The sequence below is a fragment of the Pseudomonas sp. Irchel s3f19 genome, from assembly GCF_900187555.1.
Classification (GTDB): domain Bacteria; phylum Pseudomonadota; class Gammaproteobacteria; order Pseudomonadales; family Pseudomonadaceae; genus Aquipseudomonas; species Aquipseudomonas capeferrum.
In genome coordinates, this window is the sequence record NZ_FYDW01000011.1 from 118,725 (window position 1) to 144,924 (window position 26,200).

General features: G+C 61.5%; 22 protein-coding genes. 15 read left to right on the forward strand and 7 right to left on the reverse strand.

The window, feature by feature from the left end:
• Positions 1-11 precede the first annotated feature (11 nt).
• Both CKW22_RS21620 and CKW22_RS21625 read left to right on the forward strand, forming a co-directional pair.
• Entirely contained in the window at positions 12-1,577 is a 1,566-nt protein-coding gene (locus tag CKW22_RS21620) for a Wzz/FepE/Etk N-terminal domain-containing protein (RefSeq protein ID WP_033697640.1), read from the forward strand.
• Between the two features lie 11 nt (positions 1,578-1,588).
• The gene (locus CKW22_RS21625) at positions 1,589-2,395 is read left to right on the forward strand and encodes a CpsD/CapB family tyrosine-protein kinase (protein ID WP_033697643.1); all 807 of its coding nucleotides are present in this window, start codon (positions 1,589-1,591) and stop codon (positions 2,393-2,395) included.
• A 77-nt stretch (positions 2,396-2,472) separates the two neighbouring features.
• Here CKW22_RS21625 and galE read toward each other — a convergent pair whose 3' ends face one another.
• From galE to CKW22_RS21640, 3 genes are all read right to left on the reverse strand, one after another.
• Positions 2,473-3,435, reverse strand: a complete 963-nt coding sequence (gene galE / locus CKW22_RS21630) for a UDP-glucose 4-epimerase GalE (RefSeq protein WP_033697644.1) — start codon at positions 3,433-3,435, stop codon at positions 2,473-2,475.
• A 108-nt stretch (positions 3,436-3,543) separates the two neighbouring features.
• Positions 3,544-6,144 carry a cellulase family glycosylhydrolase gene (locus CKW22_RS21635; RefSeq protein ID WP_033697646.1) on the reverse strand — a complete coding sequence of 867 codons (2,601 nt, stop codon included), beginning with the start codon at positions 6,142-6,144 and terminating at the stop codon, positions 3,544-3,546.
• 5 nt (positions 6,145-6,149) lie between these two features.
• Positions 6,150-7,676 (reverse strand): O-antigen ligase, encoded by a 1,527-nt coding sequence (locus CKW22_RS21640; protein WP_095065064.1) that lies wholly within the window; start codon positions 7,674-7,676, stop codon positions 6,150-6,152.
• Between the two features lie 94 nt (positions 7,677-7,770).
• Here CKW22_RS21640 and CKW22_RS21645 point away from each other — a divergent pair, with 94 nt between their 5' ends.
• From CKW22_RS21645 to CKW22_RS21700, 11 genes are all read left to right on the forward strand, one after another.
• Positions 7,771-9,147: an oligosaccharide flippase family protein gene (locus CKW22_RS21645; RefSeq protein ID WP_095065066.1), complete on the forward strand. Its 1,377-nt coding sequence runs from the start codon at positions 7,771-7,773 to the stop codon at positions 9,145-9,147.
• 275 nt (positions 9,148-9,422) lie between these two features.
• The gene (locus tag CKW22_RS21655; RefSeq protein ID WP_033697655.1) at positions 9,423-10,889 is read left to right on the forward strand and encodes an FAD-dependent oxidoreductase; all 1,467 of its coding nucleotides are present in this window, start codon (positions 9,423-9,425) and stop codon (positions 10,887-10,889) included.
• A 106-nt stretch (positions 10,890-10,995) separates the two neighbouring features.
• Entirely contained in the window at positions 10,996-11,613 is a 618-nt protein-coding gene (locus CKW22_RS21660) for an acyltransferase (RefSeq protein WP_033697657.1), read from the forward strand.
• Positions 11,606-12,562 carry a glycosyltransferase family 2 protein gene (locus tag CKW22_RS21665; RefSeq protein WP_033697658.1) on the forward strand — a complete coding sequence of 319 codons (957 nt, stop codon included), beginning with the start codon at positions 11,606-11,608 and terminating at the stop codon, positions 12,560-12,562. Before CKW22_RS21660 ends, CKW22_RS21665 begins: the two co-directional genes overlap by 8 nt.
• A gap of 8 nt (positions 12,563-12,570) precedes the next feature.
• The gene (locus CKW22_RS21670; protein ID WP_033697659.1) at positions 12,571-13,101 is read left to right on the forward strand and encodes a serine O-acetyltransferase; all 531 of its coding nucleotides are present in this window, start codon (positions 12,571-12,573) and stop codon (positions 13,099-13,101) included.
• 5 nt (positions 13,102-13,106) lie between these two features.
• On the forward strand, positions 13,107-14,084 hold the full coding sequence (locus CKW22_RS21675; RefSeq protein ID WP_033697660.1) for a glycosyltransferase family 2 protein: 978 nt from the start codon (positions 13,107-13,109) through the stop codon (positions 14,082-14,084).
• Between the two features lie 7 nt (positions 14,085-14,091).
• A complete protein-coding gene (locus tag CKW22_RS21680; RefSeq protein WP_095065068.1) occupies positions 14,092-15,093 on the forward strand; it encodes a DUF535 family protein in 1,002 nt (333 codons plus the stop codon).
• 49 nt (positions 15,094-15,142) lie between these two features.
• Positions 15,143-16,345: a glycosyltransferase family 4 protein gene (locus CKW22_RS21685; protein WP_095065069.1), complete on the forward strand. Its 1,203-nt coding sequence runs from the start codon at positions 15,143-15,145 to the stop codon at positions 16,343-16,345.
• On the forward strand, positions 16,342-17,529 hold the full coding sequence (locus CKW22_RS21690) for a glycosyltransferase family 2 protein (protein ID WP_033697663.1): 1,188 nt from the start codon (positions 16,342-16,344) through the stop codon (positions 17,527-17,529). Before CKW22_RS21685 ends, CKW22_RS21690 begins: the two co-directional genes overlap by 4 nt.
• Entirely contained in the window at positions 17,529-18,293 is a 765-nt protein-coding gene (locus CKW22_RS21695; protein WP_033697664.1) for a WecB/TagA/CpsF family glycosyltransferase, read from the forward strand. Before CKW22_RS21690 ends, CKW22_RS21695 begins: the two co-directional genes overlap by 1 nt.
• A 212-nt stretch (positions 18,294-18,505) precedes the next feature.
• The gene (locus CKW22_RS21700; RefSeq protein WP_033697665.1) at positions 18,506-19,921 is read left to right on the forward strand and encodes an undecaprenyl-phosphate glucose phosphotransferase; all 1,416 of its coding nucleotides are present in this window, start codon (positions 18,506-18,508) and stop codon (positions 19,919-19,921) included.
• A gap of 17 nt (positions 19,922-19,938) precedes the next feature.
• Here CKW22_RS21700 and CKW22_RS21705 read toward each other — a convergent pair whose 3' ends face one another.
• Positions 19,939-20,874: a LysR substrate-binding domain-containing protein gene (locus tag CKW22_RS21705; protein WP_033697667.1), complete on the reverse strand. Its 936-nt coding sequence runs from the start codon at positions 20,872-20,874 to the stop codon at positions 19,939-19,941.
• Positions 20,875-21,020: 146 nt separating this feature from the next.
• On the opposite strand from CKW22_RS21705, the gene CKW22_RS21710 reads away from it, so the two are divergent.
• Complete coding sequence (locus tag CKW22_RS21710; RefSeq protein ID WP_033697668.1) at positions 21,021-22,397, forward strand: L-serine ammonia-lyase; 1,377 nt, start codon at positions 21,021-21,023, stop codon at positions 22,395-22,397.
• A 39-nt stretch (positions 22,398-22,436) separates the two neighbouring features.
• Here CKW22_RS21710 and CKW22_RS21715 read toward each other — a convergent pair whose 3' ends face one another.
• A complete protein-coding gene (locus CKW22_RS21715; protein WP_033697669.1) occupies positions 22,437-23,114 on the reverse strand; it encodes a DUF3313 domain-containing protein in 678 nt (225 codons plus the stop codon).
• 194 nt (positions 23,115-23,308) lie between these two features.
• Here CKW22_RS21715 and CKW22_RS21720 point away from each other — a divergent pair, with 194 nt between their 5' ends.
• Positions 23,309-23,587 (forward strand): DNA-binding transcriptional regulator, encoded by a 279-nt coding sequence (locus tag CKW22_RS21720; RefSeq protein ID WP_095065071.1) that lies wholly within the window; start codon positions 23,309-23,311, stop codon positions 23,585-23,587.
• A gap of 154 nt (positions 23,588-23,741) precedes the next feature.
• On the opposite strand, the gene CKW22_RS21725 is transcribed toward CKW22_RS21720, so the two are convergent.
• Together CKW22_RS21725 and CKW22_RS21730 are read right to left on the reverse strand one after the other, a co-directional pair.
• Positions 23,742-25,037: an FAD-binding oxidoreductase gene (locus CKW22_RS21725; protein ID WP_095065073.1), complete on the reverse strand. Its 1,296-nt coding sequence runs from the start codon at positions 25,035-25,037 to the stop codon at positions 23,742-23,744.
• 13 nt (positions 25,038-25,050) lie between these two features.
• Positions 25,051-26,139, reverse strand: coding sequence for a polyamine ABC transporter substrate-binding protein (locus CKW22_RS21730; RefSeq protein WP_095065075.1), 1,089 nt, complete (start codon positions 26,137-26,139; stop codon positions 25,051-25,053).
• Positions 26,140-26,200 lie beyond the last annotated feature (61 nt).

Sequence of the window (26,200 nt, forward strand, 5' to 3'; positions counted from 1 at the left end):
TGGTGGCCTTTATGAAGTCTGACTACGAGCTCTCCCTCAAAGATTACATCGCCATAATCAAGGATCGGGCCCTGTTATTGGGGATCAGTATCGTAGTCATTCTTGCCGCCACCGTGGTGGTGGCGCTGAGTGTGCCGCCTATCTATCAGTCCACCGGCACCATTCTGGTGGAGTCGCAGCAGATTTCGCCGGAGCTGGTCTCGGCGAATAACAACAGCTTTGCCGATGAGCGCATCGAGGTCATCCGCCAGCGGGTCATGACCCGCGAGAACCTGCTGCGGATCATCGACAAGTACAACCTGTTCGCCGACAAGGGCAAGCAGCTCAGCGAGAGCGACAAGATCGAGCAGATGCGCAATGCCATCGTGGTCGCCTCGCTCAGTACCTTCGTCAGAGGGCGCGGTGAGGCCACGGTCGCCTTCACCGTGTCGTTCGAACACAAGAAGCCGGAAGTCGCCAAGGAAGTGGCCAGCGAACTGGTCACGCTGTTTCTCAATGAAAACCTGAAGCAGCGCACCGAGCGGGCGAACGAGACCACTGAGTTCCTGACCCAGGAAGCGAACAAACTGGGTGCCGAACTCGCCAGCCTGGAGAACCAGTTGGCAGACTTCAAGCAAGCCCATGCCAATGCCTTGCCCGAGCACCAATCGCTGCGCATGAGCATGTTGTCGCGCTCGGAGCTTGAGTTCAGGGAGGTCGACCGCGACTACAAGACGGCGCAGGAAGAGCTGCGTTACCTCGAGCTTGAGTTGTCCGCAGCCAATGCCGGGCTGACCACCAAGGCCGACGGTACGCGGCCGGCCAGTGCAGACCTGCCGCAGGACCTGCCCAGCCTCAAGGCCGAGTACACCCGGCTGCTGAGCCGGTATAAAGAAGCGCACCCGGATGTGGTGGCGGTAAAACGCAAGATCCAGGCGCTCGAAGCCAGTGGCGGCAACAGCAAGGCTGCGTCTTCGGTGAGCCTTGACGTGGCCCGCGTTCGTGCAAGGATCGGCGCCGCCCAGGAGCGCATCGCTTCGTTGGCCGAGCAAAAGCGAGAGCTGGTGAAGAAGATGGAAGGCTACGAGGCAGAGATTCTCGAAGCCCCGCAAGTCGAGCGTGGCCTGGTCACCTTGATGCGTGACCACGACAACGCCCGCAAGAAGTACGAGGAAATCCGCGCCAAGGAGATGGGCGCGAAAATTACCGAAAGCTTGGAGCAGGAAAACAAGGCAGAGCGCTTCGTGCTGCTCGAACCACCACTGCTGCCCGAGAAGCCAATCAAGCCCAACCGCAAGAAAATCGCTGCCTTGGGCCTGGTGTTGGCACCGGCAGGTGGCGGTGCGCTGGTGATGCTGCTGGAAATCCTCAATCAACGGGTGCGTGGCGTCGGTGCGCTGGAAAGCGTGCTGGGCAAGCGCGTGCTGGTCACGGTGCCGTTCATCACCACCCAGGCGGAACTGGCCAAGCGCCGGCGCTGGCGCAACCTGCTGATCATCGCGGGGCTTGTGCTGATTGCTATGCTGGTAGTGCTGGTGCACGTGTTCTACATGCCGTTGGATGTGTTGCTGTTCAAGGCTATGGCGCGGTTTGAATAGGGAAAGCAGTGATGGACAGGATCAAGCCGGTAGTTGGCAATAATATTCATCAAGTTTCTCCAGGGGCCACTCAGACACCGCAAACCGCCCACGGGGCGGAGCAACCCGAGGTGCCTGGGCAGTTCGATTATGTGCAGACCAAGGTGGTGCCGTTGCGTGCGGAGCACCTTGAGCGTCATCGCATCGTCGCTTACAACAAGAACTCGAACATGAGTGGGCCCATTGACCTGTTGCGCACGCAGGTGTTGAAGGCCATGGAGGAAAACGGCTGGCGTACCTTGGCCATCACCTCGCCAACGCCTGAAGCAGGCAAGACAGTCCTGGCCATCAACCTGGCCATGAGCATTGCCCACCACACGACCAAGACGGCGCTGCTGGTGGACTTCGATTTGCGTCGGCCCAAGGTCGGCAGCAGCCTGGGCTTGCCGATGGACAAGGCGCTCAACGAATTGTTGGCTGACGAAGCCGGGCTGGAAGAAGTGTTGGTCAACCCGACGTTGCCCCGCTTTGTGGTACTGCCGACACGGGTGCCTATTCCGCTGTCTACCGAAGTGCTGTCCTCACCCCGGGTGAGCAACCTGATCGGTGATTTGCGCAACCGCTATGAGTCGCGGATCTGCATCTTCGACCTGCCGCCGCTGTTGAGCTCTGACGATGCGATCACGGTGATGCCCAAGTTCGACTGCGTGCTGCTGGTGGTGGCCAACGGCATGAACAGCAAGCAGGAGATCGAGGAATGTCTGCACCATCTGGCGGGGGTCAATCTGATTGGCACCGTGTTGAACAAGGCGGATGAAAAACCCCGCACGTACTACTGAGACCCTGCGGTCTGTAGGAGCGGCCTTGCGTCGCGAACGGGCCGCGAAGCAGCCCCAGGGAATTGAGCAGGCAGCTCTCAATGCCAGGGGTACTGCAACTCCCACTGCCAGGCATGCGCCACAATCCGTTCAAGCGACGCATACGCAGGCTGCCATCCCAGCACCTGCATTGCCTTGCTGGCATCCGCCACCAACCTGGGCGGGTCGCCGGCGCGGCGTGGCGCATCGAGCGTAGGGATCTGCCGGCCTGTGACTGCACGGGCGGTATCGATCACCTGTTGCACTGAAAAGCCCAACCCATTACCTAGGTTGAATGCCGTGCTGGCGCCGCCTGCCATCAGGTAGTCCACCGCCAGCGCGTGCGCCGATGCCAGGTCGGCGACATGGACATAGTCACGGATGCAGGTGCCATCTGCAGTGTCGTAGTCACGACCAAACACCGTCACCGCATCACGTCGGCCGGAGGCTGCCTGGAGAATCAGCGGTATCAGGTGGGTTTCCGGCTCATGGCGTTCGCCCAACTGGCCGTCAGGGTCAGCCCCCGCAGCGTTGAAGTAACGCAGGCAAACCGACTTCAGCCCGTAGGCGCGGTCGAAATCCTCAAGGATCTGCTCGACCATCCATTTGCTGAGGCCGTAAGGGTTGATCGGTGCCTTGCCATGCGCTTCGTCGATGGGCACGTAGTGGGGGTTGCCGTACACGGCAGCGCTGGAGGAGAACACCAAGCGCTTGATACCCGCATTCACCATGGCCTGCAGCAATGTCAGGGTAGCCGCTACGTTGTTCTGATAGTACTTGCCAGGGGCGCTGACAGACTCACCCACCTGAATGAACGAAGCGAAGTGGAACACCGCATCGAACGGGCACTCGGCGAACAGGGCATCCAGCGCGGGCTCATTGGCAATGTCCAGTTCGGCCCATTGCACCCCAGGGCCAGGCGACACCAGGTCCGCCACCACCACTTCATGGCCTGCGGCCAGCAAGTGCTTGACCATGTGCGAGCCGATATACCCCGCGCCACCGACAACCAGTAACTTCATCCGTGCCTCCTGGACGCTGCTGTTGTACCGACGCAGTGAGTCGTCCCTGAATCGAACCGGCGGGAGTATCAGCTACAGGTCTTCAGAGACTGTAGATGGCCAAATGCCCTATTTCAAGAACAGCCAGTTGGACATGTACTGGCCATCGAAGGTGATGCTGTATCGCCCGTCCTGGTAGGCCGCTGGCAGTTCCTTCAGCTGTGCCTGGGCGTCGCGCGCGAAGAGTTTCAAGCCAGCTGCAGCCTTGATCGACAACGTGCCTTCGAAGGGCTCGACATTGAACGGCGTCTTGTCATCGGCCTTGGGCACGGCCCGGGTGCCCAGAGAGATCAGCAGGCTGCGCGATTGACCGAGCGGTTTCGCATCAAGGCTTTGCACGACGACGCTGGCATACGGTGTTTTTGCCTGTACCGCGATTTGCCCCAGGTTGACCGTTCGCCCGCCAAGCCAGCCCGTCGCGGCCTGGGTGAGGGGCGTGTCGATGGTGTAGAGGCCTTGTTGCCAGTTGCGCTTGAGCTCCCCGGTATCAGTCACCGACTCGCTGGCATCGGCGTCCAGCAGCGACTGCCCAGGGTCGTGTAGCACCTGTGCGTCGGCAGGGATGGCGCTGGGTTTCAGCCACGGCAACTCCGGCGTCTGAGGCATGGCAATCTGCAGCCTGCCTTTTTCCATGGCGGTACGCAGGGCCAGCGCGTTGCGCGGGGTGATGTCCTGGTCGAACAAGGTGGCCGGTGTTGGCGCGAAAACGTAGCGGGTGGTGGCTTGGCGTACATCGGCGCGGCGATAGAGCAGGGCGGCGGCGGGCAGGGTGGCCAGCATCGCTGGGTCGTTGTAGGCGTGCCAATTGTCTGCCGTGCGCCAGCCGCTGTTGAAGGCCTGTTGGCTGTAGGCGTATTGCATCATGGCGTCCCAGCCCTGGTGGCTGGCGGTGCCTGCCACATACAGGGGCAGTGAATGGCGGTCGGGCAGCGGGAAGGGTTCGGCGTTCCACTCGGTGACCGTCAGGGGCAAACCGACCACCTGGGCTGCGGCTATCCAGTTGATCATCCCGTCGCTGGTCAGCGGGTTCTTTTCGAGCTGGCCGATGGCGCCGTAGCTGTGTGCGTCGATCACATCGCCAGCGGTAAGCGCCGGCAGCGCGCTCAGGCCGTTGCCACCCCAGGTGCTGGTGGTGGCAATGGGTACCTTGACCCCCAGGCTGTGCAGGTGCGCGATCATGTCGACATCGAAGCGCCGTTCCAGGTCGTTCAGGAACAGTTTCGACGGGCCATGCTCCCAGGCACGCCAGGTGCGGTCTGCCGACAGGTCATGGCGCTTGGCGAAGGCTTTGGCTTCCTCCATGTAGAGCTGGCTGTGCTTGGGCACGCGCTTGTCCGGCATCAGGGCGTTGCCGTAGTGCTGGGTGATGTCGTTCTCGTTGGTGATCAATACCGCGGCAATTGCCGGGTCGTCCTTGTAGGCAAGCCCGGTGTAAGGGTTCACATGGGTCATGTACTGCTCGGCAAAGCGCTTCATCGCCTGTTGAATGCTTAGGTTCACATAGGCATAGCCCTTGAGGTCGACCCGGCTCTCGCCCTTGGCCAGTTCGTCGAAGGCATAGATATTGTCATTGGCAGTGAGGGCGCGCTGCACGTGCATGTCGAGCCATACGTAGATGCCTTCGTCCTTGAGGCTTTTGACCCACAGGTCAATCTTGCGCAGTGATTCGGCATTGAGTTGCTGGGTATCGCGAATCAGGGTGCCGTCGCCAAACACGTTCGGGCTGACCCACGGCGAGTCATGGTGGTGCAGCCGCACGAGGTTGAAGCCCAGTGCCGACAGGCGCTTGGCCTGTTTGGTGATTTCCTCGTCCGGCGTCTTGAACAGCGAGTATGCGGACAGGTTGGTGCCCCAGAAGCGTACGGGCGTGTTGTCCTCGAACACCAGTTGCTCGCCAGAGGCTTTGACAAAACCGCGCTTGCCTGCCGGTTTCTCTGGCGCATTGAGAAAGGACAGGTCGACCGGCGAGGTTTGCCAGTCGAGCTGGTCGTCGGGCCATTGTGTGGGGTCGGCCAGGCCAAAGCGTTCGGTTGGGGTGGGACCAAGCTCGATATCGCCGGTCACGTTCAATGTGGCCTTGATCTGCTGCTGGCCAGCGCTGATGGGGTCTTTGTAGAAAAACGCGCGAATTTCGGAGGTGTTGCCCTGTTCGAAGTACACCTTCGCCAGAGCAGGCTCGAAGCGCATCTCGATGCGCCTGCCTTGCGCATCCTTGCCCCAGGACCAGCCGCGGTTGCCGGGTAGCAGCACCGGCTCGCCCATTTCCCCGGCGACCACGGCAGGGTCGAACTGGAACACGATGCCGCCGCCCATCACGTCGCTCTGCCTGCTGTGTGCGGTCAGGTCGAACGCCCAGGTCAGGGTTTGCGCCTGCTCCTTGCGGATATCCGCTGCCAGGTCGAAGTCCAGCTCCTTATTCTTGCCTTGCAGGGTGTAGCGGTAGGGCGCATTGACCTTGAAGGCGGTATAAAAGCCGGTCCAACTCCAGTCAGCCGCCCAGAAGTCGAACTTTGCTTTCATCACGGGGCCGCCACCGCGGGTCACGGTGGGCAGGCCGTTCTGTTCTTCGACGCTGACGAGCCAGCCTGATGCCCAGCCAGCCTGCGACACCACGGCCAGGCCAGCGAGCAGCGAAGCCCGCACGAAGCGGTGCATGGAAAAAGCGGTCATTGGCATCACCTGGGTTGAAGTCGTGCATCGGCAAGGGCGCTGGCCTGGCTGGCACGGAGCCTGCGCACCCTTTGTATGTAGGCCACCCCAAGCCCGGCGATCGACCAGTACACCGTGGGGATGATGGTGATGCTGCTGACGGTGAAAATGATCACCAGAATGCCCACCAGGGTCGCCAGCAAGGCCCGGCCCAGTTGCCGTTGCTCGTCATCCTTGTCGGGGAATGCGCGCATGGCCTTGCGGATGCCCAGCAGCACGGTGACGAAGAACGCCACGAACAGCGCGAGCCCGACCAGCCCGACCCGCAGCGCCAGGCTGACGTAGGTGTTGACGATGTCGATGATGCCTTCACCCTGAATCATCGATTGCATTTCCGGGGTGTTACGGAAGTCGAACGAGCCGAACAGCGGGTTGCGCTGGATGACGATCCAGGCGTTGTCGATCAACCGTTCCCGGTAGGTAATGTTCTCTTTCTCGATATTGCCGATGAAGGGCAACAGGTCCAGCACCTTGTCGCCCCCGGGCAGCACCGTCAGCAGCGGCATCGCCAGCACGCCGGCGAGGGCGAGCACGGTCAGGCGCTTGACCGCGCCTTTGCCCAGGGCAATGAACACCACCACGATGACCACGGCGCCGATCCAGGGGCCGCGGGACAAGGGTGCGAAAAGCCCGGCGGCCAGCAGCAGCGCGCCGAGTACCCGCTGCAGCTGGCTGCGGACGTAACCCTGGACGAACAGGTACAGGCCGATGGCCACGCTCATTACGTAACCCAGCGCAATCGCCTGGCCGGTGGTGGCGCTGGCGCGCAGCGAGCCACCGCGGCTCAGGTAGCCGGACATGCTCCATTGCACGCCCATGGCATCGATCAGGGCGTTGTACAGCAGCCAGTGGCGGACGAACTCGGCGACGCCGATCAATGCCAGGACGAAGGAGGCCAGTACGAACGCCAGCATGGCATCCTTGAAGTCACTGATTTCCTTGAGCCCACGGCTGGCGACGTAGTACGGCAGGAACACATCGATGTACAGGTACAGTGCCTGGCGCAAGGTGTCGGTGAGGGTGGTTTCACGCAGGTACAGCACACTCATCAACACCAGGCTTGCCGCCAGCAGCTTGTCCGGCCAGGTGCGGCCGAAGCGCAGGGTGTCGCTTTGCCTGCTCAAGGCCAGCGCCGCAGGGAGCAACACGCACAGCGTCAGCAGGCGAACATGGTTGAGGTCGACCAGGTAGTTGACCACGCCGAACCCGGGTATCTGCACCGACGCAGGTGGAATCAGGAACAGCAACATGAAAAACAGCGCCATGGCATTGCGTTCGCGCCGCCCTGCGATATACATGATGATCGCGGCCGCAGCCACGTACACCCAGAAACTATGGGAGGCAAAGGCCACCAGCGTCAGGACGAACCATAGGTTGCGTCGGCGCTTGAAGTCGCTGTAGGGGATGAGATCTGTCGCCGGGCGGCGCGCCATGACGAAAACGACGCCTGCCAGAAACAGAATGACGACAAGTGCACGAAAATGTTCAGGCATTGGCTAAGGCACCTATCCCTCGGTAAGCAACGGCTAGCATCATGGCTAATTGAAACTATAGTGACTTTTAGCGAATCAGTCAGAGATTGAAGTCATGCCGTCGATTGATGTGTCAGCCTCAGCGAGCCTGCGCAACCGCGCACTGAAGGCCGGGTCATGGAACCTGGTATCGCTGGTGGCGTCACAGGTCATGCGCCTGGGCGGCAACCTGATCATGGCCCGTTTGCTATTGCCGGAAATGTTCGGTGTGATGGTCATTGCCACCACGGTTTCGGTGCTTTTGCACTTGCTCTCCGATGTCGGCTTGCGCCAGAACATCATCCAGAGCCACCGGGGTGACGACCCAGAATTTCTCAATACCGCCTGGACCGTACAGATCATCCGCGGTTTCGTGCTGTTTGCCCTGACCTTGCTGCTGGCGGCCGCGTCCTGGTTCGCGCAGCTTGCCAACCTGTGGCCGGCGGACTCCACCTATGCGGCGCCGGAGCTGCCGATGGTATTGGCGGTGACTGGCCTTTCGGCAATCATCTGGGGCTTCCAATCCACCAAGATAGATGTCGCTGTACGAACTTTCCAACAAAAGCGCGTGGTGCTGGTAGACCTTGCCTCGCAAGTGGTCGGTTTGATCGCCATGCTGGTGATCGGCTACTTCACGCGGTCGATCTGGTCACTGGTGGTCGCGGGCCTGGTCAGTGCCCTGGCGGGTACTGTACTGGGCCACACGGCCCTGCAAGGGCCGAACAACCACTTGCGCTGGGACCGTAGTGCACTGACCGAGCTGATCGTGTTTGGCCGCTGGATCCTGCTGTCGTCGATGGTGGGGGTGTTGGCCATGTACGGCGACCGCATCTGGTTTGGCGCCAGCATGACGGCGGGGCAACTGGGTGTGTATTCCATTGCCGTGCTGATCCTCGGGTCTGTGCAGACCGGGTTGCTGAAACTGGTGGGTTCGGTGGCGCTGCCGGCCTTCAGCGAAGCCGCCCGGGAAGGTGACAAAGAGCGCCTGAAGGCCCTGTACTACCGTTTCAGGTTGCTGGTCGACCTGGCCATGCTGTTTGCCTGCGGGGTGTTCCTGACCGCCAGCCCGTTGCTGATCGGCTGGATGTATGACGCGCGTTACACCGAGGCAGGTACGATCCTTGCCATTCTGTCGCTGTCCTTCTTCACATTGCGCTATACCTTGGCACACCAGACATGGATTGCCCTGGGCCTGACCAAGTACCAGGCCATGGACAACATCATCCGGCTAGTCTCGTTATGGGCGTTGTTGCCACTGCTGCTGGCCATTGGTGGGGTGAACTATGCAATCTGGGGGGTTGCCCTGCATACCTTCCCGACGCTGCTGCTGATTGTCTACGTCAACTGCAAGCTTGATATCTTCAGCATCAAGCGCGAGCTGGTGGTCTTGCCGATGCTGGCGGTGGGCGCGCTCTGCGGCCTGCTGGCGACCCGTTTGTTCAACTGGCTGTAACGCCGCCGTCTGGCGAGCGATGTTTCAACGTCGGGGCGGTTGAGTGACTGACTTTTGAACACTTCATCGAGATAGGTCGGGATCATGGGGAAGCTTACGTTGTGTACTGCGCTTTTGGGTCGTAGGGGCTTTCTTCAGAGCTGTGTCTTGCTGGGCGTTGGCGGCGCCGTGTTTGGCGGGGGCGCAGACGTTGCACGCAAACCCGTCGAAAAAACCGGCTACGTGGTAATCAATGGCTGGGTGTTGCCCTCGCAGTACTTCCGGAACGAGCAAGCATGATCAAGGACTATCAGCAGCAGAAAACGCTGCGTGACGGCTACGATTTTTGCATCATCGGGGCTGGCCCCGCAGGCATTACCCTGGCGCTGCGGTTGGCGGCTGCCGGGTGGAACGTGATGCTGGCCGAAGGGGGCGGGCACGAGTATTCGCCGCATTCGCAAGGGCTGTACCAGTGCACGTCGACTGGCCTTGAGTTGTACGCCGAGGAAACACGCCTGCGTTATCTGGGCGGCACGTCCAATCACTGGGCGGGGCGCTGCCGGCCTTTTACCCCTTCGGATTTCGCCATTGCACCGCCCGGTGACTTGCCCGGCTGGCCCATCCCGTATTCGGAAATCGAGGGTTATCTGGCGGCGGCCATGGAGATCGTCGACCTGCCGTCAGGCGCGGCATTTCATGCGATGAACACCGGCCTTAGTGGCGGCGAGTTCGAGCCTGACCGCTTCCTGCTCAGCCCGCCGACGCGCTTTGCACAGAAGTACGCAACAGCGCTGAATGAGACTGCGGGGCTGGATGTGTTCATCAATTGCAACTGCGTCGATCTTGAGTTCGACAAAGCCTCAGGCCAGGTGATGGCCGCCGTGGTGTCTGACTACGACCGCCATCGGCAGCGCGTGCAGGCCAGGCACTTCATCCTGGCGACCGGCGCCATCGAAAATGCCCGGCAATTGCTCAACAGTGAAACCCTGCTGGCCGCCGGTATCGTCGACAAGCAAGGGCTGACCGGGTGTTGCTTCATGGAACACCTGAATATCGACATGGGGACCTTCATCCTGAAGTCGGACCAGGACAAGGAGATGCGCCAGTACTACACCACCGATGCCTTTGTCGCGGAGTACCAGGCAGGTAAAGGCAATGTGACTGCCGCATTGCTCTCGGATGTACAGACCTATGGCCGCACGGCCGAGGTCAAACACTTTCTGGAGAACCTCGCCTGTGACATGGGCGTTGCCAGCAAAATCGAATTTTTCGCCAAGTTCAGCTGCCCCGGCGACGGCGTGATCGGCACGATGATCGAGCAGTTCCCCAACCGGCAAAGCCGCATATCGCTGCTGGATGAAAAGGATGAACTGGGGGTGGCCAAGGTCAACGTCAATTGGGCGTTGAGCGACACCGACCGGCACACCATTAAGTGCATTGGTACTGAACTGGCCAAGCAGTTCGCCGACATGGACCTTGGCTACGTCAAGCTCAATGACTTCGTGTATGACACGTCGGTGCCGCTGAAGATGGCGCCGCATGCCCACCATATGGGCACCACGCGCATGGCCGCGTCCCCCGAGTTCGGTGTGGTCGATGCCGACTGCAAAGTCTTCGGCACCCAGAACCTCTACATTGCGGGAAGCAGTATCTTCGCCAAGGGCGGCGCTTCCAACCCGACCATGCCGTTGTTGCAATTTGCCGTGCGGCTGGCGGACCACCTCAATGAAAAATTGAAATCGGCTACGGGTGCCACGGTGTAACGCACGTTGTAAACGGGTTGAGTGCGATGCGGTCAGCACCAAGAAGAACGAGACCGAATTCGCCTCAGGGACAGTCCAGATTCGCTTTGATTGCGAGGCTTGCAGAATGAATGGATGGCTACGGAGTGCACTGACGTATTATGTCAATTCCACAGGGCGTGGAGGCTCGACATACAAAAAGTTCTGTAACCCTACAGGACGGGAGTGGGGCAACTACCTGGCCCGTTGGGGCAAGTTTCATTCGGTAGGCAACAACTTCCACATCAACCCTGGGTGCAACGTCACTGACCCTGCGCTGGTGCGCATTGGCAATAACGTCGGGCTCTCGGATTGCACCCTGATCGGGCACGATGGCGTGGTCGCGCTGATCGAACTCTGCTACGGCAAACACCTCGATTCCGTCGGCTACATCGACATCAAGGACAATTGCTTCATCGGCCATGGCGCAATCGTCATGCCCCGCGTGACCATCGGGCCCGACTCGATCGTGGCTGCCGGTGCGGTGGTCACCAAGGACGTGCTGCCCGGCACCGTGGTCGGCGGCAACCCGGCCAAGTTCATCTGCACCACCGAGGCCCTGATCAAAAGGGTCGAGGATCGCTGCGAAAGCTACCCCTGGATCGAAATGGTCAAACAGCGCAAAGGTGCATTCGACCCGGCGGTCGAGCCAGCCCTTGCTGCGCAACGGCGGCAGTACTTCTTCGGGGACGGTAGCAATGGATAGAAAACCCGTCGATGTCATGGTGGTCAACTTCAATACCGCGTCCTTGCTACAGCCCATGTTCGATGCGCTGCGCCAGGCCGATAGCGAAAAACTCGCCAGTTACCTGGTTGTCGACAATGCCTCGGTCGATGACTCTGTAGAGCGCATGGCCAAGGTGTGCCCCGAGGCGCTGTTGCTGAGCAACAAGAAGAACGTCGGTTTTGGCCGTGCCAACAACCAGTTGCTTGCGCACCTGCAGGGCAAGTACGCGCTGCTGCTCAACACCGATGCCTTCGTGGCGGCCGACTCCCTGGCCAAAACCATCGAGTACATGGACAACCACCCTGAGTGCGGTGTGCTAGGCGTGCGCCTGGAAGGTCGCGAGGGTGACCTGCAACCCAGTTGCCGCTACTTCCCAACCCCCCTGAACGTGTTTGTCGGCCGCACCGGGCTGGGGCGCTTTTTCCCCGGCTTGAAAATGGTCGACGAGATGAGCTGGGACCATGGCTCGGTACGGGAGTGCGACTGGCTGCCCGGTTGCTTCTACCTGGTCCGTCGAGAAGTGCTGGACCAGGTCGGCCTGTTCGACCCGCGCTACTTTCTGTACTACGAGGAAGTTGACCACTGCAAGCGGGTCAAGGAGGCGGGCTGGAAGGTGGTGTTCTATCCCCATACCACGGTGGTGCACATCGGCGGCGAAAGCTCCAAGTCAGTCAGCGAACTGGAGGCGGCCAGCCGGCAGATCTCCAGTTACCAGATCGAGAGCGAGCTGCTGTACTTTCGCAAACACCACGGTGTTGCCGGGCTGGCACTGCACATGCTGCTGGTGTGCATAGGGGACCTGGTGCTGGCGCTCAAGGCGCTGTTGAAGGGAAGGGGCCGCGCTGCGATACGGGCCTGCTGGCGGCATTGCCAGACCACCTGGTCGCTGTTGTTCAAGACCCGGTTCGCAACCCAACCCACACGGTAGGTGAAGCCATGTTCGAGAATATCCGCGCGGACTTGCGTGCACACGGTGGTGATTGGGGCGCCCAGGGGTTCTGGGTGCTGCTGGTGTATCGCTTTGGGCGCTGGCGCTATGGTGTGCGCCCGGCCCTGCTGCGCAAACTGTTCTCCATCCTCTACAAGATCCTGTTCAAGTTCGTGCAGATCATCACCGGGGTGGAATTGCCCTGCGAGGTGGTGATCGGCCGCAACTTCGTCATCGACCATTTTGGCGGCATCGTCATCAGTGGCTACGCCCGGTTCGGCGATGACTGCCGTATTCGCAACGGTGTGGTGGTGGGCCTGAAGAACGTCAACGAGCCGATTGCGCCGGTGTTTGGCAACAACGTCGATATCGGCGCAGGGGCCAAGGTGCTGGGCAATATCCGCATCGGCAACAACGTGACCATTGGCTCCAATGCCGTGGTGCTGATCGATGTGCCCGACGACTCACTGGCGGTCGGTGTACCCGCGACCGTCAAGCGTCGAAAACCAACTGAAGCTGTGGCGTGCCCGGTCGAGTGAGGCCCATGGAGACAGGTATCGGCGTGGTGGTGATCGGCCGCAATGAGGGGCTGCGCCTGGAGCGCTGCCTGCGCTCGTTGGCGCACGGTGCGGACCAGGTGGTGTACGTCGACTCAGGTTCTAGCGACGGCTCCGTGGCCATGGCGCAGGCTTTGGGCGTGCACGTGCTGGCGCTCGACATGGCCCGCCCGTTCACCGCAGCCCGGGCGCGTAACGAGGGCTTCGCTTGCCTGCAACGGCTGTTGCCATCGATGCGCTACGTGCAGTTTGTCGACGGTGATTGCGAGGTGGATCCAGGCTGGTTGGCCAGCGCCCAGGCATTTCTGCAGGCGCACCCTGAGGTGGCGGTGGTGTGCGGGCGTCGGCGCGAACGGTTCCCCCAGCGCTCGATTTACAACTGGCTGTGCGACCTGGAATGGGACACGCCCATCGGTGAAGCCAAGGCCTGTGGTGGCGATGCATTGATGCGTGTCGACGCGTTCACCCAAGTGGGCGGGTTCCGCCCGGACCTGATTGCCGGCGAAGAGCCAGAGTTGTGCGTGCGCTTGCGCGCCAAGGGTTGGAAGATCTGGCGGCTGGCCGCTGAAATGACCTTGCACGATGCGGCCATGACCCATTTCAGACAGTGGTGGCGACGCAGTTTGCGGGCCGGCCATGCCTATGCCGAAGGTGCTTTCTTGCATGGGGGCGCGCCAGAGCATCATTGGTTGCGCGAGTCTCGCCGCGCCTGGCTGTGGGGCTTGGGTATCCCGCTGGCGACAGTGCTTGCCAGTGGCCTGCTGGGTGGCTGGGCGCTGCTGCTGTTGCTGATCTACCCGCTGCAGGCCGCGCGCCTGGCGCGTCGCGGTGGCAAGTCGAGGCGCGAGAACTGGTTGCAGGCGGTGTTCCTAGTGCTTGGCAAATTCCCTGAAATGCTTGGGCAGGTAAAGTTCCTGTTGAACCGGTTCGCTGCCGGCAAGGCCGCGTTGATCGAGTACAAATGAGAGCCCTATGATTGCCAGATCGATAGTGAAAAGTGTGCTCACCCTGCAACCCGGCTACTCGCTGCGGGCCTTGAACAACAAAGCCAAGCTGACGGTAGAGATCGCCAGGCAGTGGCCCGCACTGAAGGCGTTCATGCAGCGCATGTCGGCTGCGCTGGGTGATGACCGCTTCGCAAGGCTTGGGGTGGATTGCATCGGCGTCGTGCAGTGGCCCTACATCAGCAAGAATTGGCAGGCGCAGGAGCGCCTGGGGGTGGTGGCGTCGCACTTCGAAGAGGTGGCCAGGCAGTTTCCGAAATTGTTGCTGCTGGGCCGGGACGACAGCCTGACCTTGTGTGACCTGTCAGCCTATTCGAAGGGGGGCGCGCTGCTGCTGGACCGGCCCATCTGGTTCAAGCGTGAAGGTGAACTGGTGCTCAACCTGTTCCAGGGCGATCTGCGCGTGGCGTCACTGGCGTTCACCCTGTGCCGTCAGCACGGTGCGTTGTGCCTGTTCATTGGCGCCGTCCAGGGCATTCACAAAGGCATCGACAGCGAAACGTCGTTGAACATCTACAGGGACCTGACCAAGGACTTCGAAGGCCTGCGCCCCAGAAGTTTTCTGCTGGAAGCCTTCAAGTGCATGGCCAGGGCGCTGGGGGTAGTGCGCATCTACGCCGTCGGCGATGCGTACCGCCACCATCGTCATCCCTATTTTGGCGCCGACAAGACGCAAGACCTGGCCGCCCATTACGACGTCATCTGGCAGGAAAACGGCGCCACAGCGTCGGAGCGCGAGGACTTTTTCAGTCTGCCTTTGGCCGCGGCCAAGCGGGCTGCAGACGACATCGCGCCCAAGAAGCGGGCGATGTACCGCCGGCGTCATGCCTTGCTGGATGACGTTTTCGCCCGCGTTGAAGCTGCATTGTCAGGCAGCGAGCGCAACCATGGGCTACAAGGGATGAAGGGGGATGTGCTTGAACGTGCATCGGCAGGGGGGCCGCCGCCGGCGATCGACAGCCTGAAGTAACGGGTTGCCGTTGGCAGGGTTCATTACGCAGGCATTGAATTGGATTCCTATGCGCATTGCTTACTTCATCAACCAGTACCCGAAGGTCAGCCATAGCTTCATTCGACGCGAAATGCTGGCGCTGGAGCGCCAGGGCATGGAGATCCAGCGCATTGCCCTGCGGGGCTGGGACGCCGAACTGCAGGACGCCGAGGACATTGCCGAGCGGGACAAGACCCGCTACGTGCTGCAGGACGGCGTCAAGGGGTTGTTGGCACCGACGCTGCAGGTACTGCGCGCCGAGCCCCGGCGCTTCTTCGCCACCCTGTGGCTGGCCTTGCGCATGGGCCAGCGCGCAGACCGGGCCTGGCCTTATCACCTGGTGTACCTGGCAGAGGCGTGCAAGGTCTTGCTCTGGTTGCAGGCCTTTGGCGCCAAGCACGTGCACGCGCACTTTGGCACCAACTCCACCGAGGTGGTGATGCTGGCCCATGCACTCGGCGGGCCTGGCTACAGCTTTACCGTGCACGGCCCGGAAGAATTCGATAAACCGCAATTTCTGCACGTGGGCGAAAAGGTGCGCCGCGCAGCGTTTGTCGCGGCGGTCAGTTCTTACGGGCGCAGCCAGTTGTTCCGCTGGGTGGCCCATGAGCACTGGGGGAAAGTGAAGGTGGTGCATTGTGGCCTGGAGCGCGAGTTTCATGCCGTCGCCGCTGTTGCAGCACCTTCGGCGCCACGCCTGGTGTGCGTGGGGCGCCTGTGCGAACAGAAGGGCCAGCTGTTGCTGATCGAGGCGGCCCGCCTGTTGGCCGCCCAAGGCGTTGCATTCGAGCTGGTATTGGCAGGGGATGGCGAGATGCGCGGGCAGATCGAAGCCCTGGTCGCCCGCCATGGCTTGCAGGCACAGGTGCGGATAACCGGCTGGATCAGCGGCGCCCAGGTGCGGGACGAAATTCTGGCGGCCCGTGCCTTGGTGTTGCCCAGCTTCGCCGAGGGCTTGCCGGTGGTCATCATGGAGGCCATGGCGTTGCGCCGGCCGGTGTTGACGACTTATGTGGCGGGCATCCCCGAGCTGGTTCGCCAGGGCGAGAATGGCTGGTTGTTCCCAGCGGGCACGGTGGAGGAGCTGGTTGCGGCAATGGCCGATTGCCTGGCGCAACCCGCCGATGTGTTGCAGCGCATGGGCGAGGCGGCGTATGAGCGGGTGCTGCAACGCCACGATATCGATACCGAGGCCGCCAAGTTGGCCAGCTACTTCAAGGCCTGCGCATGATCAGCCTATTGGCGTGGCTAATAGGCCTGGTGGCGGTTGCCATCCTGCTGCCATCGATGGTGTTGTTCGCGCAGGTGCTGCTGGCTTGCCTGCCTGCACGATCACCGCCCGCGGCCGGTGCCAGGCGCCCGCGCGTGGCGGTGCTGGTGCCTGCGCACAACGAGGCGTCGATCATCGCGTCGACGCTGGCAAGCGTCGGCCCGCAAATGCTGGCGCATGACCGTTTGCTGGTGGTGGCGGACAATTGCAGTGACGACACCGCGCAATTGGCGCGCAGGGCGGGCGCTGAAGTGATGGAGCGGCACAACGATCAACTGCGTGGCAAGGGCTATGCACTGGACTTCGGTGTGCGGCATCTGGCGCAGGACCCGCCAGAGGTGGTGATCATCGTCGACGCCGACTGCCAGGTGGGTGAGGGCGCCATTGACCTGCTGGCACGCCGCTGCCTTGAAGCTGCGCGGCCTGTGCAGGCGCTCTACCTGATGCATGCGCCCGCCGGCGCGGGCCTGAAAGTGCAGATTGCCGAATTTGCCTGGCGGGTGAAGAACCTGGTGCGCCCGCGAGGGTGGGCACGCCTGGGCTGGCCTTGTCAGCTGATGGGGGCGGGCATGGCATTCTCCTGGCAGGACCTGGCAGCGGTCGATTTGGCCAATGGGCACCTCGTCGAAGACTTGAAGCTGGGCCTGGATTTGTGCCGGGGCGGCAAGCCACCGCTGTTTTGCCCTCTCGCGCAGGTCACCAGCCAGTTCCCGCTCAGCCAGGAAGGCTTGAGCAGCCAGCGCACCCGCTGGGAGCATGGCCACCTGGGGGTGATCGTGGCCGAAGTGCCTAGCTTGCTGGTGGGCGCGCTCGCGCGGCGCAATTGGCCGCTGCTGGCCATGGCCCTGGACCTGATGGTCCCGCCGTTGGCGTTGCTGGTACTGGCCTTGATAGTGGTGGTAGGCGTGTGCTGGCTGGCCGCGCTGCTGTTCGGTATCACCGCACCGGCGTGGATCGCCACGGCGGCCTTGGCAATGCTGGGTGTGGCGGTGCTGCTGGCGTGGTGGCGTTTCTCTCGGGAACTGATCCCGTTTTCGGTGTTGCTTTACGCCCCTTTCTACGCCGCGAGAAAGATCCCTTTGTATCTGGGTTTCTTGATCAAACGCCAGGTTGAATGGGTGCGCTCGAAACGGGATGACAGCTGATGAGCGAATGGCAAAGCCGCTGGAAAACGATTATCGGCAAACTGCAGGTAGTCAGTGACCCTGCGCAAGCGCAACACCTGCTTGAGGCACTGTGCCGGCCCGAGGCGCCGACGGTACTGGGTTTCGTCAATGCCCATGGCATGAACCTGGTGGCGGGTAATGCGGATTACTGCAAGGCGCTGTGTTCTGCCGATGTGCTGCTGCGTGATGGGGCCGGCATGGCCATCCTGTATCGCCGCCTGGGGCTGGACCCTGGGCTGAACATGAATGGTACAGACCTCATTCCCAAGCTGATGGCGGCGTTCAAGGGGCGCCGAGTTGCGTTCTGGGGTACCCGAGAGCCGTTTCTGGGCCAAGCGGTGCAGTGCTGCGAGGCCCGCTTCGGTCTGGTGCCGGTGTCGGTCCACGATGGTTTTGCCGATGTGGCCACTTACCTTGAACTTGCCCGGGCAACGCAGCCGGAACTGATCGTGCTGGGCATGGGGATGCCCAAGCAGGAAGCGCTTGCCCAATGGCTGGTTGCCAGTGGCGGGCCGTGCCTGATCGTCTGCGGTGGGGCGATTCTGGACTTTCTTGGCGGCAAGGTCAGCCGGGCCCCGGCCTGGCTTCGCCGGTTGGGCGGGGAGTGGATCTTCCGTTTGGTGAAGGAGCCTAAACGCCTGTTCATGCGTTACGTGGTGGGTAACCCGGCGTTCCTTATCCGAACCCTGTTCTGCACCAAGGCGAAGACGCTCGATGCCCGTAACACGCCCAGGCGTATCTGACGATTCGGCCAGGCGAGCCGTCTGAAATGGCCAAAATCCATGGCAGGGCGGATTCCGCCCGCCGGGTGGGCGAGCGACTGCTACAGTGATAACAAGCGGCCTTGGGGGGCGGCGAAGACTATTCAGAATACAGGATTCTACTTCAAAGGCTGTTATGGATTGATTGAGTAAGCTGCCAGGCACTTGCTACGCTCAAATTAATGAGGTCTGAAATGGTTCTCGAACCCAGAAGCAGTCGTTCCTTACTTCAGCGAAGAAGCAGCGTAAGTAACGCCATTCAAGCGGGTCTAGATGGAATTGCAGTAACCGGTGTTGCCTGGTACTTGATCTATGATCAATTCGGTCACATTACCTCTGACTATGTGATCATGCTGCTGTTGTTAATTGGTGCGCTGGCTGTTATTTACGACCATTATGCAATTTATCGAACCAACGTCGGCTTGTCGATCAAGGCGTTCAGGTTGTTCAAGGCGTGGTCGGCAACCTTTTGTTTTCTGGTGGTCATGGCATTTCTTACCAAACAAAGCGAGACGTACTCGCGGTTGTTGGTGGTGCAGTTGTTTGTCTTTGGTTATTTTGCCCAGCTGTTTTTACATGTGGTGGTGCGTGAATTGCAAAAACGCTTTACCGCCCACGCCCGCCTGGACAACGCGCTTATTATCGGAGCGGGTGACCTTGCCAACTTCCTGCACCAGAAGATCAGCAACAACCCCTGGTTCGGTGAACGGGTGCTGGGTTGCGTGCTGATCAATGATTCGGCTGAGCAGGGCAGTGCCGACGCAAAGCAGCGCCTGCCGGTACTCGGGCATGTCACCGACCTTGACGAGATTGTCGCCAAGCACGCCATTCGCACGGTGTACCTGGTCACCCCGCTGGGTGGCTCCGAAGTGATTAACGATGTCTATTTGAAGTTGCTCGACAAGTGCATTGCGGTCAACTGGGTGCCGGATATCTTCTCGTTGCGCTTGATTAACCACAGTGTGCGGGAAATTGCCGGTATTCCGGTATTGACCTTGTCGGAAACACCCTTGACCGGCATGAGTTTGTTTCTGAAGAACCTCGAAGACCGGGTGCTGGCCGCATTGATTTTACTGTGTGCCTCACCGGTGCTGCTGGCGGTGGCTATCGCGATCAAGATCGACAGTCGCGGCCCGGTCTTCTTCAGGCAAGAACGGATGGGCTGGACGGGGGAATCCTTCCGCATCTGGAAGTTCCGTAGCATGCATGTTCATCAACCGGAAAATGGCGTTGTCAAACAGGCTCAGAAGAATGACCCAAGGCTCACCCGGGTGGGCGCCTTTATTCGCAAGACCAGCCTGGACGAGTTGCCGCAGTTGTTCAATGTATTGACCGGCGAAATGTCGTTGGTGGGGCCGCGCCCCCATGCACTTCAGCACGATACGCTGTATTCGCAAGACATTGTCGACTACTTTGCGCGGCACAATATCAAACCCGGCATGACCGGCCTGGCGCAGGTCAGGGGCTTCCGGGGTGAAACCAAAGACATTGAGCAGATGATCCAGCGGGTCGACTCGGACATCGAGTACATCAACAATTGGTCGTTGTGGCTCGACTTTGTCATTTTGGTCCGCACGCTCAATGCCTTTACCGGCAAGCAGGCCTACTAGCCCGACGCTGTCGACCCTCACGCCAGCGGGTGCAGTTCCCTGAACCCGCGAGCCTCTTCCACCAGCCAATCATGCACCGCGCGGGCGCCGGGCTGGGTCAGCCCGCCGGGCGGGTAATGCACCACATAGCGTTTGTGGTTGGCGATCGCTACCCCGAACGGCACGATCAGCGCCCCCCGTTCCAGTTCATCGTTGAGCAGGGTGCGCCGGGCGATTGCCACGCCAACCCCGGCAATCGCCGCCTCGATGGTCAGGTGGTTGCGGTTGAAGGTATGCCCCCGCCGTACATCGAGGCCGCCCGCGCCGATACCTTCCAGGTAGAACTCCCATTCAGCGTACTCCGAGGCCCCTCGCCAGGCGGTGATGTCATGCAGCAAGGGGTAATGCGCAAGGTCAGCCGGCCCGTGCAGCGGTGGTCGGCCACGCAGCAGCGTGGGCGAGCAGACCGGGAAGATCTGCTCGTCCAGCAGCGGCGTCGACAGCATGCCCGGGTAACTGCCATCGTTCAGGTCGATGGCCAGGTCGAAGTCCCCCGGGTGCAGTGCCTGTGCGCTGTCTTCGGCCACCAGCCGCAACTCGATGTCCGGGTAGCGCTGCTGAAAGCGCGGCAAACGCGGCGTCAGCCATTTGGCCAGAAATGACGGAATAGAACGCAGGCGCAAGGTGCCGCGGATCTCACCGGCGTCCAGGCGCAGCAGCTCGGCCTCGATGCTGCCATAGGCCTCGGCCACTGTCTGGGCCAGGCGTTGCCCTTCGGCGCTCAGCTCGACCCCGCGGGCGCGCCGCAGGAACAGGCGATAGCCCAGCCGTTCCTCCAGCTGGCGCATCTGCTGGCTGACTGCGCCCGGTGTGATGTGCAGTTCTTCGGCGCAGCGGGTAAATGACAAATGCCGGGCCGCACAGGAGAACACATACAGCCAGACGAACATCTGGCCATTGAGTTGTCGTCTCATCGTTTAGTACCACTAAAGCCTTGCTTAGGAGGTTTCGTTGGTCATCCTTGCCGCAGCAGGTCAGTATCGCTCAACTTCGCAGTAGCGTTCAATTTTCCCAGTGAACCGTGCATGGGCGTTTCTGTCCAGCCCGGTCAGGCATTAGTATGGCTATCAGTGTTTTCGACCTCTTCAAAATCGGCATCGGCCCTTCGAGCTCCCATACCGTGGGCCCGATGCGGGCAGCGGCGACCTTTGCCCAGGCCCTGCGCGAGCGCGGTTTGCTGGCCCAGGTGACGCGCGTCGAGGTGCGGCTGTATGGCTCGCTGTCGGCCACCGGGGTTGGCCACGCCACCGACCGTGCGTGCCTGCTCGGGCTGATGGGCCAGTGGCCGGACCGGATCGACCCCGCCACCATCGAGCCGCGGATCGACCAGCTGATGCAGGAGCACTGCCTGATGCTCGATGGTAGCCACCCGCTGGCGTTCAACTACACCCGCGACATGCGGCTGCTGGACGAAAGCCTGCCATATCACCCGAACGCCATGACCCTTGAAGCGCTGGGCGGGCAGAGCAGCCTGTTCAGCCAGACGTACTATTCGGTGGGTGGCGGTTTCATCGTCGAGCAGGCTGAGGTCGATGCCCCGCAGAGTGAAGCGAATTCGGTCGATCAGCCGTATCCGTTTGCCAGCGCGGCTGAGTTACTGGCGCTGTGCAAGGCGCACCGATTGAGTGTCGCGCAACTGATGATGGCCAACGAATGTGCCTGGCGCACGGAAGCCGAGGTGCGCGAAGGGCTGCTGCGCATTTGGGCAGCAATGGGTGAGTGCGTCGAAAATGGCCTGCGCAATGAGGGCATCCTGCCGGGTGGCCTGAAGGTCAAGCGCCGCGCCGCACGACTGCACCGCAGCCTGCAGGAGCTTGGCAAACCGAACGTGATCGGTTCGACCCTCAGCGCCATGGAGTGGGTCAACCTGTTTGCCCTGGCGGTAAACGAAGAAAACGCCGCCGGCGGGCGCATGGTGACGGCGCCCACCAACGGTGCGGCAGGCATCATCCCGGCCGTGCTGCACTACTACATGAAGTTCAACCCGGATGCCTGCGATGACGATGTGGTGAGGTTCCTGCTTGCAGCGGCCGCAGTCGGCATCCTGTGCAAGACCAACGCTTCGATTTCCGGTGCCGAAGTCGGTTGCCAGGGCGAAGTGGGGTCGGCGTGCTCGATGGCGGCGGCTGGCCTTGCCGAAGTGCTCGGTGCCACGCCACCGCAACTGGAAAATGCCGCCGAGATTGCCCTGGAGCACAACTTGGGCCTGACCTGCGACCCGGTCGGCGGGCTGGTGCAGGTGCCATGCATCGAGCGCAACGCGATTGCTGCGGTCAAGGCAATCAACGCGGTGCAGATGGCCCTGCGCGGCGATGGCGAGCACTTCATCTCGCTCGATCAGGTTATCCGCACCTTGCGCGACACCGGTGCGGACATGCATGCCAACTACAAGGAAACCTCGCGCGGCGGCCTGGCTGTCGCCTATGTCGAGTGCTGATTCACCCTGCCCGGGGCCGCTTTGCGGCCCCGGGTCTGGTTAGCGGCTTTTCTGTTTCAGCGCTACAAAGCTTGCGCGCATGTCCTTGGCCCAGCCATCCAGCACGGGCTTGACGTCATCCAGGGTCAGCTTCTGGGTGTCGTTCTCTAGCTCCTTGCCTGCGCCCTTGCGCACCACCTGAGCGAGCACCTTCTGGCTGGCGCCGTCGAGGAAGGCTGCCTCGACACCGACATCTACGTCTTGGTCACGGCCGCCCATGGCGGTATTCACGCCTGCCGAGATCAGCGCAATCGGGATCACTTCGTAGGCCTTTAAGCCCTCGTTGCTGGTGGAGACCGCAGTAATCGCCGGGCGTACGACGATGGTGCCCGGGCCGGGGGCCTTGGCCAGGGTCAGTACACTGCCCAGTTCACGGCGCATCGCTTCGTTGAAGTAACGGGTGATCTCCTGCAGCGTCTGCGCCGAGATGACCGCTGTCGGTTGCGGTTTGGGGTAGAACTGACTGGGCTCGATGAACACCTGGCTGTACTGATTGACGTTGACCTTGGGGTCCATCCAGCGCATCACCGGTGCGCCAGAAGGGCTTTCAGCGGGTTGCAGGCGGCTGTAGTCCTTCAGGAAGCCGGAGTAGTCGCTGGGGTCCACGCGGTTGCTGGAGCAGGCCGCGACGGCAAGCAAAGCTGCGCATAACAGGGTGATGCGAGGCAGTGATTTCATGATCGTGATGCATCCATGAGGGGTCGGCCAGAACAACGCTAGCAGGTGCGGGCGAGTTGGCCAGTGGTCAGGGGCAATCTCGAAAGGCGGTGGCGGTATGCTGTGCCAGGGCTTGGCCGCCGTTCAACTGGCATGAATCCCGGCAACTCGGCGCATAACACAGAAACTTCCTACGCTACGGTAGGAGGTCTGTTGTGAGCAGCAAACTGATTGAGTCGTTGCGTGATGACCTTGCCGTACTGCATGAGGCGGGTGCTATCGGCAAGGTGACCCTACGAGATTTCGAAGCGATCTGCCCCGCGCCCGTGCGGGAATTCAGTGCGCTGGACATCCGCCATTTGCGTGAGGCACTCAACTTCAGCCAGCCGGTGTTCGCCATGCATCTACACACGAGTGCTTCGACAGTTCGAAAATGGGAGCAGGGGGAGACGCGCCCTGCAGGGCCGGCGCTTAAATTGCTAAACATCATATAATGCAAAGGCTTACAAGCGATTCTTTAAGTGCTTTGTACTAAATGGTCTTGCCTTGCTTGCCCTATAAATCAGTAAGTTAGCGAATATTCTTCAGGTTCTACATTGGTGTGCCCTCATCACACAGGCTTGCATGATGAGGGCGCAGAGGCAGCGCCTACCCCAGCACCTCGCGCAACCGATACCACAACATCCCCAACGCCAGCAGCGGTGAACGCAGCGCCTTGCCGCCCGGGAAGGTCAGGTGCGGTACCGCACTGAATACATCCAGCCCTTGGCTTTGGCCCACGGCAATGCCTTCGGCGAGCAGTTTGGCCGTCCAGTGGGTCACGTTCAACCCATGCCCCGAATAGCCCTGGGCGTAGTAGACGTTCGGGTGCTGGCTCAGCCGCCCGACCTGGGGGAAGCGGTTGGCCGTAATGCCGATCATGCCGCCCCATTGGTAATCGATGCGTACCTCGGCCAGCTGCGGGAACACCTTGATTACCTTCGGCCGCATGTAGGCGGCAATGTCCTTGGGGTCGCGCCCGGAATAATGGCAGGCACCCCCGAACAACAGACGGCGGTCAGCGGTGAGGCGGTAGTAGTCCAGGCCGACCTTCTGGTCGCACAGCGCCATGTTCTGCGGGATCAGGCTACTGGCGAGCGCCTCTGGCAACGGCTGGGTGGCCACCACATAGCTGCCGGCTGGCAGCACCTTGCCACTCAGGCGCGGCTCCAGTTCATCGAGGTGCGCGTTGCAGCCCAGCACCAGGCTGTGTGCCCTGACCTTGCCGTGGGCGGTGTGCAGGGTCACGGTGGGGCCATGCTCGATGCGCAGTACCGGGCTCTGCTCGAAGATGCGCACGCCAAGGCCTGCAGCCGCGCTCGCCTCGCCCTGCACCAGGTCCAGTGGGTGCAGATGGCCCGAACCCATGTCCACCAGGCCACCGGCGTACTGGTCGCTGGCGACGACCTGGTGCATGTGCTCGGGGCTGACCAGGCGTGTTTCGTGCCGATAACCCAGCGCGGCGAGGTCGTCCTGTTCGGCCTTGAAGGCGGCAAACTGGGCGGGAGTGTTGGCCAGTTCGCAGAAGCCCCAGCGCAGGTCACAGGCAATACCGTATTGCGCGATGCGCCCGGCCACCAAGGCCACCGAATCGATGCCAGCCTGTTGCAGGTAACGCACGCCATCCTGGCCGACATAACGGGCAAAACCACTGACGTCATGGCCGATGCCGCGGATCAGTTGGCCACCGTTACGCCCGCTGGCGCCCCAACCGATGCGCCGGGCTTCGAGCAAGATCACCGACAGCCCCCGTTCGGCAAGTTCGAGCGCGGTATTGACCCCAGTGAGGCCGCCGCCGACCACGCAGACATCGGCCGTCAGTTCGCCGTCCAGGCTGGGGTAGGGCGCCGTGTGGCGTGCCGTGGCGGCATAATACGAAGCGGTGTGCAGGGTATCGAAAGGCATGGGTGTTCTCGGCTCAGCGGTTGGACTTGATCTTGCTCCAGGAGCGGGTCATCACGCGCATGATCTTGGGGCTGGGCGTGCTGGAGATGTACAGCTTGTCCAGCACGTGCTGGGGCGGATAGACCTCGGGGTTTTGCACCAGGGCTTTGTCCATGTAGGCCTGGGCGTCGGGGTTGGCATTGGCATAGCCGACCGTGGTGCTGACCTTGGCGATCACCTGCGGCTCGAGCAGGTAGTTGATGAACGCCAGGGCCTGGTCCGGGTTGGCGGCGTCCTTGGGGATGGCCAGCAGGTCGAACCACAGGTTGCTGCCTTCCTTGGGAATGCTGTAGGCAACCTTGACGCCGTTGTTCGCCTCCACCGCGCGGTTGGCGGCCTGGAACACGTCGCCGGAGTAACCGAAGGCTACGCAGACATCGCCGTTGGCCAGGTCCGAGACATATTTTGAGGAGTGGAAGTAGGTGATGAAAGGGCGCAATTGGAGCAGGCGGGCTTCTGCCTTGGTGTAGTCCGCAGGGTTTTCGCTACGTGGGTCCATGCCCAGGTAGTTGAGGATCGCCGGGAACAACTCGTCGGGCGAGTCCATGAAGGCCACGCCACACTGCTTGAGTTTTTTAAGGTTCTCGGGCTCGAACAGCACCGCCCAGGAGTCGATGTGGTCGATGCCCAGTGCGGCCTTGACCTTGTCGACGTTGTAGCCGATGCCGTTGGTGCCCCACAGGTAGGGCACTGCGTACTGGTTGCCGGGGTCGTTCTGCTCAAGCTGCTTGAGCAGCTTTGGGTCAAGGTGCTTCCAGTTGGGCAGCTTGCTGCGGTCCAGCGGTAAAAAGGCCCCGGCCTGGGCCTGGCGAGCGAGGAAGTGGTTGGAAGGCACGACCACGTCGTAGCCGGTGCGACCGGCCAACAGTTTGCCCTCCAGGGTTTCATTGGAGTCGAACACGTCATAGACCACCTTGACCCCACTGCTGGCCTGGAAGTCGGCCAGTGTGGTGTCACCGATGTAGTCGGTCCAGTTGTACACGCTGACGGTCGGTGCAGCTTGGGCGGCAGCGCCGAACAGCAAAGTGAATGCAGCAGGAACCAGGGATTGCAGATGACGCATGTCGACACCTCGTTGGTCTTGTTCTTGGTTTCGATGGAGGTGGGGCGCCGCGCGCCCCGGG

Coding starts and splice junctions, on each gene's coding strand:
- CKW22_RS21620 (WP_033697640.1), top strand. CDS start 12: ATGAAGTCTGACTACGAGCTCTCCCTCAAAGATTACATCGCCATAATC.
- CKW22_RS21625 (WP_033697643.1), top strand. CDS start 1,589: ATGGACAGGATCAAGCCGGTAGTTGGCAATAATATTCATCAAGTTTCT.
- galE (WP_033697644.1), bottom strand. CDS start 3,435: ATGAAGTTACTGGTTGTCGGTGGCGCGGGGTATATCGGCTCGCACATG.
- CKW22_RS21635 (WP_033697646.1), bottom strand. CDS start 6,144: ATGACCGCTTTTTCCATGCACCGCTTCGTGCGGGCTTCGCTGCTCGCT.
- CKW22_RS21640 (WP_095065064.1), bottom strand. CDS start 7,676: ATGCCTGAACATTTTCGTGCACTTGTCGTCATTCTGTTTCTGGCAGGC.
- CKW22_RS21645 (WP_095065066.1), top strand. CDS start 7,771: ATGCCGTCGATTGATGTGTCAGCCTCAGCGAGCCTGCGCAACCGCGCA.
- CKW22_RS21655 (WP_033697655.1), top strand. CDS start 9,423: ATGATCAAGGACTATCAGCAGCAGAAAACGCTGCGTGACGGCTACGAT.
- CKW22_RS21660 (WP_033697657.1), top strand. CDS start 10,996: ATGAATGGATGGCTACGGAGTGCACTGACGTATTATGTCAATTCCACA.
- CKW22_RS21665 (WP_033697658.1), top strand. CDS start 11,606: ATGGATAGAAAACCCGTCGATGTCATGGTGGTCAACTTCAATACCGCG.
- CKW22_RS21670 (WP_033697659.1), top strand. CDS start 12,571: ATGTTCGAGAATATCCGCGCGGACTTGCGTGCACACGGTGGTGATTGG.
- CKW22_RS21675 (WP_033697660.1), top strand. CDS start 13,107: ATGGAGACAGGTATCGGCGTGGTGGTGATCGGCCGCAATGAGGGGCTG.
- CKW22_RS21680 (WP_095065068.1), top strand. CDS start 14,092: ATGATTGCCAGATCGATAGTGAAAAGTGTGCTCACCCTGCAACCCGGC.
- CKW22_RS21685 (WP_095065069.1), top strand. CDS start 15,143: ATGCGCATTGCTTACTTCATCAACCAGTACCCGAAGGTCAGCCATAGC.
- CKW22_RS21690 (WP_033697663.1), top strand. CDS start 16,342: ATGATCAGCCTATTGGCGTGGCTAATAGGCCTGGTGGCGGTTGCCATC.
- CKW22_RS21695 (WP_033697664.1), top strand. CDS start 17,529: ATGAGCGAATGGCAAAGCCGCTGGAAAACGATTATCGGCAAACTGCAG.
- CKW22_RS21700 (WP_033697665.1), top strand. CDS start 18,506: ATGGTTCTCGAACCCAGAAGCAGTCGTTCCTTACTTCAGCGAAGAAGC.
- CKW22_RS21705 (WP_033697667.1), bottom strand. CDS start 20,874: ATGAGACGACAACTCAATGGCCAGATGTTCGTCTGGCTGTATGTGTTC.
- CKW22_RS21710 (WP_033697668.1), top strand. CDS start 21,021: ATGGCTATCAGTGTTTTCGACCTCTTCAAAATCGGCATCGGCCCTTCG.
- CKW22_RS21715 (WP_033697669.1), bottom strand. CDS start 23,114: ATGAAATCACTGCCTCGCATCACCCTGTTATGCGCAGCTTTGCTTGCC.
- CKW22_RS21725 (WP_095065073.1), bottom strand. CDS start 25,037: ATGCCTTTCGATACCCTGCACACCGCTTCGTATTATGCCGCCACGGCA.
- CKW22_RS21730 (WP_095065075.1), bottom strand. CDS start 26,139: ATGCGTCATCTGCAATCCCTGGTTCCTGCTGCATTCACTTTGCTGTTC.